The following is a 14,712-nucleotide window of genomic DNA, read 5'->3' as shown; positions in this document are numbered from 1 at the left end:
TCCTGCAGTGTTAAGTGGTCCGGGCGGAGCGGATCAGGTCCGCCGCCTTTTCCGCGATCATGATGGTGGGCGCGTTGGTGTTGCCGCTGACCACGGTGGGCATGACGGAGGCGTCCACCACGCGCAGCCCCTGCATGCCCTGCACCTTCAGTTCCGGGTCGACCACCGCCATGGGGTCGCCTTCCGGGCCCATCCGGCAGGTGCCCACCGGGTGGTAGATGGTGTCGCCGCGGGCACGGATCTGCTGCTCCCAGTCGGCGTCGCTCATGCCATCACCCACGCCGAACAGCTCTTTCTGGCGCCATGGCGCCAGCGCCGGTGCCTGGAGGATCTCCCGCGTCATCCGGGCGCCTTTGATCATGGTGTCCAGGTCGCGCTGGTCGTCCAGGAACTTCGGGTCGATGCCCGGTGCGGCCAGCGGGTCCGCGCTCTTGAGGAAGACCTCGCCACGGGAGTGGGGGTTCACGGCGCAGACGTGGCAGCTGAAGCCATGGCCCCAGTGCAGCCGGCGCGCGTGGTCCTCGACGATCGAGATCACGAAGTGGAGCTGGATGTCGGGCTTGTCCAGCGCGGGGTCGGTCTTCAGGAAGGCCGCGCCCTCGGCGAAGGGCGAGGCGATCATGCCCGTGCCATTCCGGCGCCACTGAAGAATATGGCGCAGCATCTTCAGGGAACCTGCCGCGCTAAACCCAAAGGTGTCGGTGTTGCTGGACTTGTAGGCCATAATCAGGTCGAGGTGGTCCTGCAGGTTCTGGCCTACGCCGGGCAGCTCATGCACCATCTTAATGCCGTAGGGCTGGATGCGCTCAGACCGGCCGATGCCCGAAAGCTGGAGCAGTTGCGGCGAATGGAAGGCACCGCCGGAGAGCAGGACTTCTTGCCTTGCCTGAACGGTATGATCCTGTTTGCCCTGGCGGTACACCACGCCGGTCGCGCGCCCGTCTTCGGTGAGGATCCGGGTTGCGTGCGCACCGGTGATGACCGCCAGGTTGGGGCGGTCCATGACCGGGTTGAGGTAGGCGGCCGCCGCGGAACAGCGCTCGCCGTTGCGCTCCAGGCTGTGGAACTGCGTGACCGGGAAGAGGGCGACACCTTCGTTGTCGCCGTCGTTGATGTCGGCCGCTTCGGCATGGCCGCACTCGGTGGCCGCCCTGATGAAGGCCCGTGTGATGGGGCGTGGTGATTTCTGGTGGCTGACTTGGAGGGGCCCGCTGTCGCCGTGGACGGCATTGGCGCCGCTTTCGTTGTTCTCGGATTTGCGGAAATAGGGCAGGACCTCGTCCCAGCTCCAGCCCTCACAGCCCATCTCGGCCCAGTGGTCGTAGTCGCGGCGGTGGCCGCGAACATACAGCATGGCGTTAATGGCGCTTGAGCCGCCCAGGCCCTTGCCCCGGGGCTGGTAGCCACGCCGGCCGTTGAAGCTTGCCTGGGGCTCCGTCTCGAACGCCCAGTTATTGATTTTGCCGTGGCCCGGCATCATGGCCACAACCGCTGCCGGGGCACGGATCAGCAGGTGGTTGCCATGGCCGCCAGCCTCCAGCAGGCAGACGCTGACGTCCGGATCTTCACTCAGTCTGGAGGCGAGCACGGAGCCGGCCGAGCCGCCGCCGACGATCACGTAGTCATAGGTCATGACCTTATCCTTCTCTTTTGTTGTTTTTGATCAGATTACGAGCAGCGAATCATAAAATCGGACACTTGTCCAAATTTAATGTACGGCTATCTATACAGGATTGGCCCATTGCCCATCACCAGGGGCCCACTGGGTATCGGCGAGGCACCTATCAGAGTAATGAGGCGCTGCAGCGCATTGCCGCTGCCGCCATTTCTGCCGGGTATGGCCCTTACTGCCGTTCGTGACCGGGTGTGTCGGGGCGTGGCATACTGCTTCCACATTCCCGTCTGTGTTCTGACATGTCCAAGACGCTCCTCAAACGTTTGTCCGGCCTTGCGATTCTCGGTGTGGCTGTGGTGTGCGCCCTGATTCTCAATAGTCTGGGCGAAGCGCAGCAGCCCAGCACTTACCGAGTCGGGTTCGATGGTGGTGTTGATCTGGCCGAGGGAACGCGGCCTGAGATTGAGCGGGCAATTGAGGATGCTCTCGTGAGGGAGCATGCTCGGGTGGTTATAAGCGGGCATACTGGCACGCGCGGTGATACGGCCGCTAATCAGGCGCTGTCCGCAAGACGGGCAGAAACGGTAGCAGGCAAAATGCTGGAAGCCGGGGTGGACGAAGGCCGCATTACCACCCTGGGCAAGGCGGGCAGTGAAGCTCTTGAGCGGCGCCCGGATGAATCCGAGCGGGCTTTCCAGCGCCGGCTGCCACGCGCGGAAATCGTGGTGGCACCTTGATGCCAATCGTTATGGAGATTCCGGAGGTGGTCAGCCAGCCATCAATCGGACTTGAACGCATGGCTTTATTCATCCTGCAAAGGAACTGAAAACAATGACGCGACAAGTAATCAGGCAGTCACTTCTGTTGATGGTTCTGTTGGCTGGCAAGGGGCACGCGGTGGACTTCGTCACGCCCGGACCTCTGGTCGATTCCGTGGACACCGCGGTTAAGGCCTGCCGCCAGTCAGACCAGCTGCGTGTTCCCATGCGCACCTCCGGGATGGATCTGGTACCGCTGTATGCCAATGACTATGCCCTGGAGACCCCGGAAGGCAGTCTGTTCGCGGGCAATGATCTGGATGTGAAGCTTCACCTCGAAAACGATATCCGCGCCCAGCTCGAGGACTATCTGAGTTGTGACGTGCCCATCATGCGCGGCAGCCAGAGCATGCTCAACGCCGTGGCTGATATTACCGAGGCTGATGAGCGCACCGAAATGATGGCGATTTACCAGCATGGTTTCTCAAACGGGGCAGACGCCCTGGTAACGCGTGAATCCATCGAGAGCGTGACAGACCTTTCCGGCGCCCGTATCGCGATCCAGGCGCACGGACCGCACCTGAATTACCTGAACCGGATTCTGTCGGATGCCCGTGAGCAGGTTGAGGATGATGGCGGTGACTGGGAAGAACCAACCCTGGCCTACACTGAGGAGCTGGTTGGCCTTTACGGCAACACGCCCGGGGCGGCCCTGCTGGAGGAGTCGTCCGTGGATGCCGCCGTGGTCACCGCCACCGATGGGCGTACTCTGACCAGCGGCGGCGAAGTGGGAACCGGTGCCGAGGGATCAGTCAAGGGCGCTGAAATCATGCTGTCATCGCGCTCGGCCAATCGGTTGATCTCTGAAGTCTATGTGGTGCGCGCGGACTATCTGGAAAAGAACCGCGACCAGGTGCGGCGTTTCGTCAAATCGATTCTCAATGCTGAGGAATCCGTACGCGAGGATGTGGTCAAACAGGTTATCGAATGGTCCTCTGTCTCTGAAGCGCTGCTGGACGATCCGGGTGCCGTAGAGCCGGCCCGCCAGCTGTGGCGCGATGTGGAGACCGTGGGGCTGCAGGGCAATATCGATTGGAATACGCCCAGCAAGCGCCGCTCCTGGAAAAGCCTCAACGATGAGATCCAGAGTACGCTGGTAGACAGGGGCCTGCTGAAAAGCGCCTATACCCTGGGGGCGGTGGAGTGGAACTACAACGACTTTGCCGGTGGCATCTTCGATCAGCGCCGCAGCGAGTTGCCGGGCTTTGACAATGACAAAGCGGCCTCCGTGGTTGAGGACATGCGCTCGGGCGAAGGGCTGGAAGAGAACGCGCTGGTCGAGTTCGAGATTCATTTCGAGCCCAACCAGACGCGGTTTGAAAGCAATGAGTATCAGGACAAGTTCGACGAGGTCCTGGAGCAGGCGGCGACCTACGGCGGTGCGGTTCTGACCGTGGAGGGCCATTCGGATCCGCTGAATTACCTCAAGAAAAAGCACAACGGTGCCAGCGCCCAGGAACTGAAATCCATTCGTCAGGCCACACGCAACCTGTCCATGAGCCGCGCCACGGAGGTGCGTGATGCATTGCTTGCCTATGCCAGCCAGCAGGGTGAGTCCATGGATAAAAGCCAGTTCGTGACCATGGGGCATGGTATTGATGAGCCCAAGACTGGCATGTGCGAGGGCGACCCCTGTGCTCCGGAAACCGAGGCTGAATGGAAATCCAACATGCGGGTGGTTTTCCGGGTGGTGAACGTCGAAGCCGAGGCGGACACCTTTACGCCGGCCAATTCCTGGTAAGGAGAGACACCATGCGCCAAGGAACCGTGCTGCTTGTGCTTCTGGCGGGCCTGATGCTCGGCGGCTGCAGTGATAACAGTGACACCCCGGATGAAGCTGGCAACAGCAAGCCGGCCGATTTCACACTGGCCAGCGCGGTTGCGCGCACCTGGCCGGATGCCGGGGATGAGCCCGACCCCGAGCGGCTGGATACGCAGCTGACCCGGGCCAACTACATGGTGGTTCTGGATATGAGTGGCTCCATGGCCACGCCGGAATGCGCCGGGTCGCATGAGTCCAAAGCCCACGCGGCGAAAGCTGCTATGGAGCGCTGGTTGGCGGGGGTGCCCGATGAGGCCAACCTGGGGCTGATTGTTTTTGGTCAGCAGGGCACTTCCATCCGCACGCCGCTGGGTCGCAACAACCGGGATCCCTTCCTTGAGGCCGTGCATGACGCCAGCCCCGAGGGCGGGACGCCGCTGCAGAGCGCGGTGGCCATGGCGCACCAGGAGCTTGAGCGCGGGGCCCGGCGCCAGCGTGGCTATGGAACCTATCGGCTGGTGGTGATCACCGATGGCGAGCATAGCCAGGGCGAGGACCCACGCAAAGAGGTGGGGCGTATTGCAGGCCATCCCGCTAACCCCATCGAGATTCACACGCTGGGCTTTTGCATCGAGGATTCCGCATTGAACCAGCCTGGAACGACTATTTACCGCAGTGCCCAGAACCCCGAGCAGCTTGCCCAGGGGCTCGATAGCGTGCTGGCGGAATCGCGTACCTTTGTGCCGACCAAGGAGTTTGCTCAGGATGATCTGTAACGCAAAGCGACTAACACAGAGGCTCGGTGGTCTCGGGCTTTCGGCTGTATTGGCGGCTGCCCTGGCCTTGGTGCCGGCCTCGGCGCAGCAGCGCCAGCCGGATGTGGCCATTGGCTGGACCACCTGGGGCGACGCCGAGGTGGTGTCCAAACTGGCCACAGTGATCCTTCAGCAGGGCATGAACAAAGATGTGGAGCTGACTCTTGCGGATATCGCCGTGCAGTACCGGGGCGTGGCCAATGGCGATCTGGACGCCATGCTGATGTCCTGGCAGCCGCTGACCCATAAAACGTTTCTTGACCAGTACTCGGACCGGCTGACGGATCTTGGGCCGATTTATGAGGGCGCTGATCTGGGACTGGTCGTGCCCGCTTCGGTGCCGGAGTCGCAACTGGATTCCGTGGCCGATCTGGCCAAGGCGGACGTGCGGGAAAAACTGAGTGGCCGTATCCAGGGCATCAGTGCCAACTCCGGTGTCATGGAGATGGCCCGGGACGCCGCTGATGCCTACGGTTTTGACTATGAGCTGCAAACCGGCACAGGTCCTAAAATGGCCCAGGAGCTGGGTAAGGCCATCGACCGGGACGAGTGGATCGTGGCCACGGGGTGGCGTCCGCACTGGAAATTCGACAGGTACAAGCTGCGTTATCTCAAAGACCCGAAGGGCGTGTTCGGCGGTAGCGAATCCGTCCACGCCGTGGTCAATAAGGGCTTTGAAGAACGCCAACCCGCGGTTGCCGGATTTCTGCGGCGTTTGGAGCTGAGTATTGCGGAGGTTGAGGCCCTGATGGCGTCAGCCCGGCAAACGAATCACCGTCAAGCGATCCACGAATGGATCAAGAGCAACCGGGACCGCGTCGACTACTGGATGTCCGGAGAGCAGTGACGGCTCATGGCTTTTGACGCAATGGAGCAGTGGCGACCCTCCGTGCTGCAGCGCTCGCTGCTGGCCGGCATCGGCGCAAGCGTCGCCTTCGTAGCGGCTCATGGTGTGCTGACCATGCCGTATCCGTCCCTTCTTTACTCGACGGTTCTGGGTCTTATGGTGTTTGCCGGACTCAGCCTAGCGTTGCCGAGACGGCGCAGCCTCTCCGAGGTGCTGGCGCAACGCCAGAGTCTGGAGGGTGGCGATCTGACCAACGTGAGTCGTTTTGTCGAGGAAAACCGCGCCCAGGTCGCCCGCATGCAGGCCTTGCGCGATGATATGGACGAGCAGACGCGCACGGTGATCGACGAGATTGTCGACTGGGCCAACCGCATTATTGATGGCGTGGTGGATGACCCGGGGGATATTGCCCGGTCCACGCGTTTTGAAGTGCACCTGGAAACGGCTGTAGAGGTGACTCAGAAGGTTGTGGACCTGCGGCGAACGGATAGCGCCAATGCCTCGGAAAGCGTCCAGGAGGTGGTTGCGAAGAGCTACACGGTGTTGTGCGATATACGGGATCTGTTCATCCGCCAATACGAGAAGAATCTGGAGAATGACGTCCTGGATGTGGATGTGGATCTGGACGTACTGTCCAAGACCTTAAAAAGGGAAGGGTACTGAAAATGATGGAAGTGAGTGATGAAACGCTGCAGGATGTCACCGAGGCAAAGACCGGCCTGGTTGATGACGAGGGCCAGCCGGGCAAGGACTTGTCGGAACTCAGCGAGGATGAGCGCACCAAGGTCGAGGGGTTGATGGGGGAGCTCGTGCCCGGCGACTCCCACTCCATCGTGCACTTTGGGTCCGGCGCCCAGTCTGAGATGACCACCATTTCCCAGAACATGATGGAGGGCGTCAAGAACAAAGACTCCGGTCCTGCCGGCGACATCCTCAATGACATGATGAGCAAGGTGCGTGGCCTGGATACCTCCGAGATCAAGGAGGGCAAGAAGCCGGGGTTTTTCCGCCGGATGCTGGGTGCCGTGGAGCCCATTGCCAAATTCATGCAGCAGTATGAAAGCGTTGAGTCCCAGGTTGTGAGCGCTGAGAAACAGCTGCACAAACAGATCCAGAAGCTCAGTGGCGATGTAGAAAAGCTGGATCGGCTGTACAACTCAACCCTGACCTATTACCGCGAACTTGAATATTACATCATCGCCGGCGAGATGCGCCTCAAGAAGCTGGATGAGCAAGACATTCCCGCGGCGCGTGAAAAGGCGGAACAAAGCGACGACATGGTCGATGCCCAGTCGCAGAAGGATCTGCAGACGGCGCGGGACGACATCGAGCGCAAGATCCACGATCTCAAGCTGACCCGCCAGGCGGTGATGCAGTTCCTGCCGACGATCCGCATGACCCAGGAAGTGGACAAATCGCTCATCAACAAAATGAACAGCTCCATCGTGAATACGCTCAATCTGTGGCGTACCCAGATGGCCCAGGCGATCGCTATTGCCAACACGCGCGAGGCAGCCGGCGTCCAGAAAACCGTGACCGATGCCAATAATGAGTTCCTGACGGCCAACGCGGAGAACCTCAAGGAAGCTAACGCCGAAGCGCGCAAGGAAATAGAGCGCGGCGCCTTCGATATTGAGAGCGTTGAGCAGGCGAACCAGACCCTGATCGATACCATTGAGGAGTCACTCGAGATCACCCGTGAAGGACGTGAAAAACGCGCGGAAGCCGAACAACGGCTGGGGGACTGTGAGGTGTCGCTCAAGGACGCGTTACGCACGGCAACATAGAGGCGTTTGCCCCTTGCGGGGCAAGACCGCTGACAGACCCCGCTGCCTGTTCGCCAACAGGTTGGCACTACAGCCATTGCGGGATGCATTTGGTTTTCGCACTGGCTCAGCTTCGTATAATCTGTGCCGTTACAGCATAACGGAATGGGAGCGTCAGTCATTTTGAAGAAACCCATCGCCTGGGTATTGGCGGGGCTTGTGATGCTGGCCCTGCTGATGCTGTTGCCGCGCCCATCGGAGCAGCCTGAGTCCACCCATTCCGGAAAGGAATCCGTGGATCTGCGTGACGCCATTGATGAAACCGGCCGCCGTGGCGCGCTGGTGGACGAGGTGGTTTTCACCCAGGAATCGGACGTGGGCAAGATCGCCGGCCTGATCGAGCGGGGCCGCCAGCAGGTCTTCGCCCAGGGCATCACCAACATCACCGCCTATCAGCGCCTGCGCGACTCTCGCAAGGGCGACTACGAGACCGCCTACGGCTCCAACACCGAGCTCTCCCTCAACCCGGCGGAATTTGAAGACGGTCTCAACCCCTTCCGTAACCGCCGCATCCGTGAGGCCATGAACTGGCTCGTGGACCGTCGACATGTGGCCGAAGAAATCTACGGCGGCATGGCGGTGCCGCGCTACCTGCCGATGAACACCGCCTTCCCCGATTACGCGCGGCTGGCGGAAACCGCCCGGTCGCTGGAACTCAAGTACGGTCATGACCCGGAAAAGGCGCGCCGGATCATCGAGCAGGAGATGAAAACCATGGGCGCCAGCCGCCGGGACGGCCAGTGGTATCACGAAGGCAAGCCGGTCACTCTCAAGATCCTGATTCGCACCGAGGACGCCCGCAAACAGGTCGGGGATTACGTGGGCAACCTCATGAGCGGGGTCGGGTTCAACGTGCGACGCCAGTACCGCACGGCCCAGGAGGCTTCGCGCATCTGGATCGCCAGTGACCCCGCTTCCGGCCAGTGGCACATCTACACCGGCAGCTGGGTCTCGACCGCCATCAACCGGGATGTCTCCAGCAACCTGAGCTTCTACTACACCGACCGGGGCCGCCCGGATCCGCTGTGGCAGGCCTATGACCCGAGCGAGACCCTGGATAACATCGCCCGCCGGCTGCAGCGCCGGGACTACACCAGCATGGAGGAACGCCGTGAGCTGATGGCCGAGGGTATGGAGCTGGCCATGGAGGAGTCCTACCGCATCTGGCTGGTGGACCAGCTCAGCATCATCCCGCGCGCCGCCAATGTGGCCCTGGCCGCTGATCTGGCCGGTGGCATCGCAGGCTCGCGGATGTGGCCCTACACCCTGCGCTATAAGGACCGGCTGGGCGGCAGCATGACGTTCGCGGCGCCCAGCATGCTGACTGAGCCCTGGAACCCGGTAGCCGGCAGCAACTGGCTGTTTGACACCATGATCACGCGGGCGCTCAATGACCCACCGATGCTCCCGGACCCCTATACCGGGCTGTACCGGCCCCAGAGTATTCAGGGCGCGGAGGTCACAGTCACCGCTGATACTGTTACCCAGCGCACCCATGATTGGGTTGAACTGAAGCATGAGACGAGCATTGAGGTGCCCGCGGACGCCTGGATTGGCTGGAACGCGGAAGAAAACCGTTTGCGCACGGTAGCGGACGCTCACCCCGATGGCACCACGGCGCGCTCGCGCACCCGTATCCGCTATGAGGAGGGTTATCTGGATGGCCAGTGGCACGACGGTACCGAGATGTCGCTGGCGGATCTGGTGCTGCCCTGGATCCTCAACTTTGCCCGCGCGGACGAGAACAGCCCCTTCTTTGATCCGTCACACGTTCCGCGTTTCCAGGTATTCCAGCAGTACTTCAAGGGCTGGCGCATCGTCCAGCGTGAGCCGCTGGTGATTGAGGTCTACAGCGACCAGGTTTTCCCGGACGCTGAGACCATTGTCGCTCAGCAGGCCCTGTCGCCGCTGCCCTGGCACATGCTGGCGCTGAGCATGCGGGCGGAAAAGGCTGGGGATCTTGCTTTTTCATCCCACAAGGCGGATGCGAACCGGGTCCCCTGGCTCAGCCTGGTGTCCGGCCCCAGCCTGGAAACCCTCGAGCGGCATCTGGGGCGCGCCCGCGACCAGGGCTACCTGCCTTATGCCTCGGTTCTGGGCGACATGACGGCAGGCGAGAACCCGGCACAGCGGCGCTACAGCGCCATCCAGGACTGGTACCGCGAGCGCGGCCATTTCTGGGTGGGCAACGGGCCCTTCTACCTGCACTCGGTTCACCCGGTGGAAAAGACGGTGGTGCTGCGGCGTAACAAGGACTTCCCGGACCCGGCGGATAAATGGCTGGATGTCAGCGAGGCGGCCATTCCCGAGGTGACCCTGGAGGGGCCCATGATGGTGACCCAGGGGGAGTCGGCGGCCTTTAACGTGAAGGTGACCTTTGGCGGCGAGACCTATCCGGAAGACGCCATCACAAGCCTCGAATACCTGCTTTACGATGCTGACGGCAACCTTCAGGCGCGTGGGCAGGCGGAACCGGCTGGTGGCGGGCAATGGCGGGTATCGCTGACTGCGGACACCCTGTCCGGCCTGGATGACGGGGCGAACAGCCTGGAGGTGGCGGTCACGTCATCCCGCGTGGCACTGCCGGCGTTTGCCTCCCATGCCTTTGCCACGGTCCCGGAAGGCACCCGGCTGATGGAGGTGGACGATGAATAGCCGCCTGCGCGATTTCCGCCGTCTGGGCGGGTTCACCCTGCGCCGCGTGCTGGCGCTGTTCGTGACGGTGCTGATCGGTGTCTATTTGACCATCCTCATCGCCAATATGGGCGGCAAGGTGGATGAGCTGCGCAAGATCCAGATCCGCGCGACGGTCTCGGAGTCGGTGCGCGCGGACCCGGCGTTCATGGAAATGGGCTCCCAGGAGCGCAATGAGCTGATCGACGAGCAGGTGCAGCTCCGGATTGAGCAGCGCAACCTGGACGAACCCTTCATCTGGCGCAGCTTCGATTACCTGGCCCAGGCGATCCAGCTGGATCTGGGCCGGGCGGAGGAAATGCACAGTGACTCCGGCTCGCGGGCCGTCTACGACATCATCGTGGAGCGGCTGCCGGCGACGCTGCTGCTGTTCGGCACGGCCAATCTGCTGGTGTTCTTCGTGTCCGTCTACGCCGCGCTCTACCTATCGCGGCGTTACGGCAGCCGGCTGGACCGCGCCGTTATCGGCCTGGCGCCCAGCTCGGCGGCCCCAGCCTGGTTCTACGGCATCTTCCTGATCCTGCTCTTCGCCTTCGTGGTGCCGGTGCTGCCGGCCGGCGGCATGGTCGACATTCCGCCGCCCGAGGATCCCTGGGCCTACGCCTGGAGTGTGCTGGAGCACCTGGTACTGCCGGTCGTCGCCATGTTCCTGTCATCCATCTTCATCTCCATCTATTCCTGGCGGACCTTCTTCCTGATCCACTCCAGCGAGGATTACGTGGAAATGGCGCGGGCCAAGGGGTTGCCCTCGAACCTGATCCAGAGCCGCTACATCCTGCGCCCGACACTGGCACCCATCATCACCAACTTTCTGTTGATGCTGATCGGCCTCTGGAGTGGCGCCATCATCCTGGAGCAGGTGTTCAACTGGCCCGGCCTCGGCACGCTGCTGTTCCAGGCCATCGGGCACCGGGACACGCCGGTAATCATCGGCGGCGTGGTGATCTTTGCCTATCTGCTGGCAGTCACGGTGTTTATGCTGGATTTCCTCTACGCCATTCTCGACCCCCGCGTGCGGATTGAAGGAGGTGAGCAATGAGCCGCTGGATGCAGGGGCTGCGGGAACTCAAGGGGTATCCGTCCGCGGTCGGTGGCTTGGCGATCATTGTGTTCCTGGTGGCGCTGTCGCTTTACACCGTCATCACCATTCCCTATTCCGAGGCCCTGGAGCGCTGGCGCGGCGGGGATCACTGGCAGATGAACCCGGTCAACGCCGGCCCGGTCTGGGCGGATCGGCTGCTGGGCGGCAATCTGCCGCAAACCCGCGTCGTCGCGAGCGACGACGCCGAGGTGCGCGAGGCCCCCTTTGAGGGTGGCAAGCAGGTGCGGATTCCGCTCAGTTTCGAGTACGACAACGAGGGCTTCCCCAGCGAACTCAACCTCTTCCTGAATCAGAAGGGCACCCAGCAGGAAGCTTTTGTGCGGCTGACCTGGCATACACCCTCTGGTGAGACCATCCCTCTGGGCGGGCGGCGCATCTCGGAAGAGGACCGCATTTCCATCTCCCAGAACCGCGCACTGGAAGGGCGGCTGGGCATGGTGCCGCACGTGGGGCTGTTCGCCGGCGCCAGTGATCCGGCGGACCCGCAGGCCGAGCAGGGCGAATACCGACTCACGGTGGACGCCATGCTGTTTGATCCGAAGGCCGAGCTGGAGGCCGATCTGGCCGTTTATGGCCGGGTTCACGGGCTGGCCGGCACCGATTACCAGCGCCGGAACCTGATGCTGGCGTTGATGTGGGGCACTCCAGTGGCACTGGCCTTCGGCTTGCTGGCGGCGGTGGGAACCACCCTGACGACTCTGGTGATTGCGGCCACCGGGGTTTGGTTCCGGGGCTGGGTGGACGCGCTGATCCAGCGCCTGACCGAGGTGAACATGATCCTGCCCATGCTGCCGATACTGGTGATGGTGGGCACCCTCTATTCCACTAGCATCTGGCTGATGCTGGGCGTGGTCATCGCCCTGGGCATCTTCAGCGCTGGTATCAAGACCTACCGGGCCATGCTGCTGCCCATCCGCGAGGCGCCCTACATCGAGGCGGCCCGGGCCTACGGGGCGGGCAACGCGCGCATCATCCTGCGCTACATGATCCCGCGCATCCTGCCGGTGCTGATCCCGACCTTCGTGACGCTGATCCCGACCTTCGTGTTCCTGGAGGCGTCTCTGGCGGTGTTGGGACTGGGCGATCCGCAACTGCCCACCTGGGGTAAGGTGCTCAATGACGCCCAGCAGCAGAGCGCACTCTATAACGGCTTCTACTACTGGGTGGTGGCCCCCGCCGTGCTGCTGATGCTGACGGGGCTGGGCTTCGCCATGTTTGGTTTCGCTCTGGACCGTGTTTTCAATCCGAGGCTGAGAACGCAATGACAGACGCACGTGAGCCACTGCTCAAGGTCCGCAATCTGCAGCTCCATTACCGCACCCGCCGCGGCACGGCCCGGGCGGTGGACTGCGTCGACCTGGATGTGGGGCGCAACGAGGCCCTGGTAGTGCTGGGCGAGTCCGGCTCCGGCAAGAGCTCGCTGGCCAAGGCGCTGATGCGGCTGCTGCCGCGCAACGTGGCCCGCTACAGTGGCCAGGTGCTGCTCGGTGGTGACGAGCTCATGCCCATGGGCGATGAGCATTTCCGTTCCAGCGTTCAGTGGAACCGCATCTCGATGGTCATGCAGGCGGCCATGAACGCCCTCAACCCGGTGGTGCGGGTGGGTGAGCAGGTGGCCGAGCCGTTGCGGGTCCATCGTGGCTGGTCGAAAGAGGCCGCGATGGAGCGGGTGGTGGCGACCTTCGCCACAGTCGGGGTCTCCCGGGATTTCGTGAGCCGCTACCCCTTTGAGCTCTCCGGCGGCATGCGCCAGCGCGTGGTTCTGGCCATGGCACTGATCACCGAGCCGGAGCTGGTCATCCTGGATGAACCCACCTCGGCGCTGGATGTCCTGACCCAGGCAAGCATCATGAACGTGCTCAAGCGCATCAAGCGCGAGCAGGGCACCAGCTTCATCCTGATCACCCATGATGTGGCCACCTCCAGCGAGCTGGCGGACCGGGTGGCGCTGATGTACGCGGGGCAGGTGGTGGAACAGAGCGATGCCCGGGATTTCTTCCATCATCCGGCTCATCCCTACTCAAGGCTGCTGATGGACAGCGTGCCGCGCCTGCACCAGAGTGAGCCGCCGGGCTACATTCCGGGCGAGCCACCGGATCTGGTCGACCCGCCGGCGGGCTGCCGCTTTGCCGACCGCTGCCCGCAGCGTTTCGGGCGCTGCAGCGATGACCCATCCGCGTTCGAACTGGAAGGCGAACGCCGTGTGCGCTGCTGGCTGTATAAGGAGGGTACCGACCATGACGGCTGAGGAACCACTGCTCCAGGCGAGCAACCTGTACACCTGGTTTGAGCTGCGCCAGTGGGGCTTCCTGCGCGTGGGCTCGGTGCGCGCCGTGGACGGCGTGGACTTTGAGCTGGCCCGGGGCGAATCCGTGGCCTTCGTGGGCGAGAGTGGCTGCGGTAAGAGCTCCCTGGCGCGCACCCTGCTCGGGCTTCACAAGCCCAGCCATGGGGATGTGATCTTTGAGGGTGAGCATCTCAGTGAGCTCAAGGGCAAGGCCCGCCGCCAATACCTGGCACGCGTGGGCTATGTGCAGCAGGACCCCTTCGGCGCGCTGCCGCCGTTCATGGACGTACGCCGGTTGCTCTCGGAGCCGCTGATCATCCATGGTGTGAAAGACCGCGACGAGCGCGAGCGCCGCATCCGCCGGGCGCTGGAGGAAGTGCGCCTGACCCAGGTGGATGAAATCCTGCCCAAGTTCCCGCACATGCTCAGTGGTGGTCAACAGCAGCGGGTGGTGATCGCCCGGGCGTTGCTACTGGATCCGGCGATGTTGATCGCGGATGAACCCGTCTCCATGCTGGACGCTTCGGTGCGCGTGGAGATCCTCAACCTGCTGCGGCGCATCCAGCAGGAGCGCGGCCTGACTCTGGCGTTCATCACCCACGATCTCTCAACTGTGCGCCACTATGCCGATCGCATCTTCGTGATGTACGCCGGCCGGGTGGTGGAGCAAGCGCCGGTAGAGCGGCTTCTCGACACCCCCCAGCATCCCTACACCCGGGCGCTTCTGGCGGCGATTGCGGACGTGGATGCGGATAACGCCCTGGATGAGCGTGACGTACCGGACGGTGAGCCACCCAGCCTGCTCGAGCCGCCTGAAGGCTGCCGTTTTCACCCGCGCTGCCCCCGCGCCATGGCGGGGCTCTGCGACCAGCAGGATCCGCCCATGTTCGAGCCGGACCCCGGGCAATATTGCGCCTGCTGGCTCCAGGATCCGGAGCGGGGCTGA

General features: G+C 62.8%; 12 protein-coding genes. 11 read left to right on the top strand and 1 reads right to left on the bottom strand.

Going from position 1 to position 14,712, the window contains the following annotated elements; genetic code table 11:
- Nucleotides 1–10 precede the first annotated feature (10 nt).
- Nucleotides 11–1,633 (bottom strand): GMC family oxidoreductase, encoded by a 1,623-nt coding sequence (locus AAF659_RS11655; protein ID WP_349751928.1) that lies wholly within the window; start codon nt 1,631–1,633, stop codon nt 11–13.
- Nucleotides 1,634–1,914: 281 nt separating this feature from the next.
- Here AAF659_RS11655 and AAF659_RS11650 point away from each other — a divergent pair, with 281 nt between their 5' ends.
- From AAF659_RS11650 to AAF659_RS11600, 11 genes are all read left to right on the top strand, one after another.
- On the top strand, nt 1,915–2,352 hold the full coding sequence (locus tag AAF659_RS11650) for an OmpA family protein (protein WP_349751927.1): 438 nt from the start codon (nt 1,915–1,917) through the stop codon (nt 2,350–2,352).
- Nucleotides 2,353–2,446: 94 nt separating this feature from the next.
- Nucleotides 2,447–4,174 carry a nitrate ABC transporter substrate-binding protein gene (locus AAF659_RS11645; RefSeq protein ID WP_349751926.1) on the top strand — a complete coding sequence of 576 codons (1,728 nt, stop codon included), beginning with the start codon at nt 2,447–2,449 and terminating at the stop codon, nt 4,172–4,174.
- 11 nt (nt 4,175–4,185) lie between these two features.
- Entirely contained in the window at nt 4,186–4,971 is a 786-nt protein-coding gene (locus AAF659_RS11640) for a vWA domain-containing protein (RefSeq protein WP_349751925.1), read from the top strand.
- Complete coding sequence (locus AAF659_RS11635; protein ID WP_349751924.1) at nt 4,961–5,857, top strand: glycine betaine ABC transporter substrate-binding protein; 897 nt, start codon at nt 4,961–4,963, stop codon at nt 5,855–5,857. The genes AAF659_RS11640 and AAF659_RS11635 overlap by 11 nt, the downstream gene beginning before the upstream one ends.
- A gap of 6 nt (nt 5,858–5,863) precedes the next feature.
- The gene (locus AAF659_RS11630) at nt 5,864–6,520 is read left to right on the top strand and encodes a 5-bromo-4-chloroindolyl phosphate hydrolysis family protein (protein ID WP_349751923.1); all 657 of its coding nucleotides are present in this window, start codon (nt 5,864–5,866) and stop codon (nt 6,518–6,520) included.
- A gap of 2 nt (nt 6,521–6,522) precedes the next feature.
- The gene (locus AAF659_RS11625) at nt 6,523–7,644 is read left to right on the top strand and encodes a toxic anion resistance protein (RefSeq protein WP_349751922.1); all 1,122 of its coding nucleotides are present in this window, start codon (nt 6,523–6,525) and stop codon (nt 7,642–7,644) included.
- A 162-nt stretch (nt 7,645–7,806) separates the two neighbouring features.
- A complete protein-coding gene (locus tag AAF659_RS11620; protein WP_349751921.1) occupies nt 7,807–10,338 on the top strand; it encodes an ABC transporter substrate-binding protein in 2,532 nt (843 codons plus the stop codon).
- Nucleotides 10,331–11,416: an ABC transporter permease gene (locus AAF659_RS11615; RefSeq protein ID WP_349751920.1), complete on the top strand. Its 1,086-nt coding sequence runs from the start codon at nt 10,331–10,333 to the stop codon at nt 11,414–11,416. Before AAF659_RS11620 ends, AAF659_RS11615 begins: the two co-directional genes overlap by 8 nt.
- Nucleotides 11,413–12,744: an ABC transporter permease gene (locus AAF659_RS11610; protein WP_349751919.1), complete on the top strand. Its 1,332-nt coding sequence runs from the start codon at nt 11,413–11,415 to the stop codon at nt 12,742–12,744. The genes AAF659_RS11615 and AAF659_RS11610 overlap by 4 nt, the downstream gene beginning before the upstream one ends.
- Complete coding sequence (locus tag AAF659_RS11605) at nt 12,741–13,727, top strand: ABC transporter ATP-binding protein (protein WP_349751918.1); 987 nt, start codon at nt 12,741–12,743, stop codon at nt 13,725–13,727. Before AAF659_RS11610 ends, AAF659_RS11605 begins: the two co-directional genes overlap by 4 nt.
- Nucleotides 13,717–14,712, top strand: coding sequence for an ABC transporter ATP-binding protein (locus AAF659_RS11600; RefSeq protein ID WP_349751917.1), 996 nt, complete (start codon nt 13,717–13,719; stop codon nt 14,710–14,712). Before AAF659_RS11605 ends, AAF659_RS11600 begins: the two co-directional genes overlap by 11 nt.

This window comes from Salicola sp. Rm-C-2C1-2 (assembly GCF_040196175.1).
Taxonomy (GTDB): domain Bacteria; phylum Pseudomonadota; class Gammaproteobacteria; order Pseudomonadales; family Oleiphilaceae; genus Halospina.
This window is presented reverse-complemented; position numbering and strand designations above follow the sequence as displayed.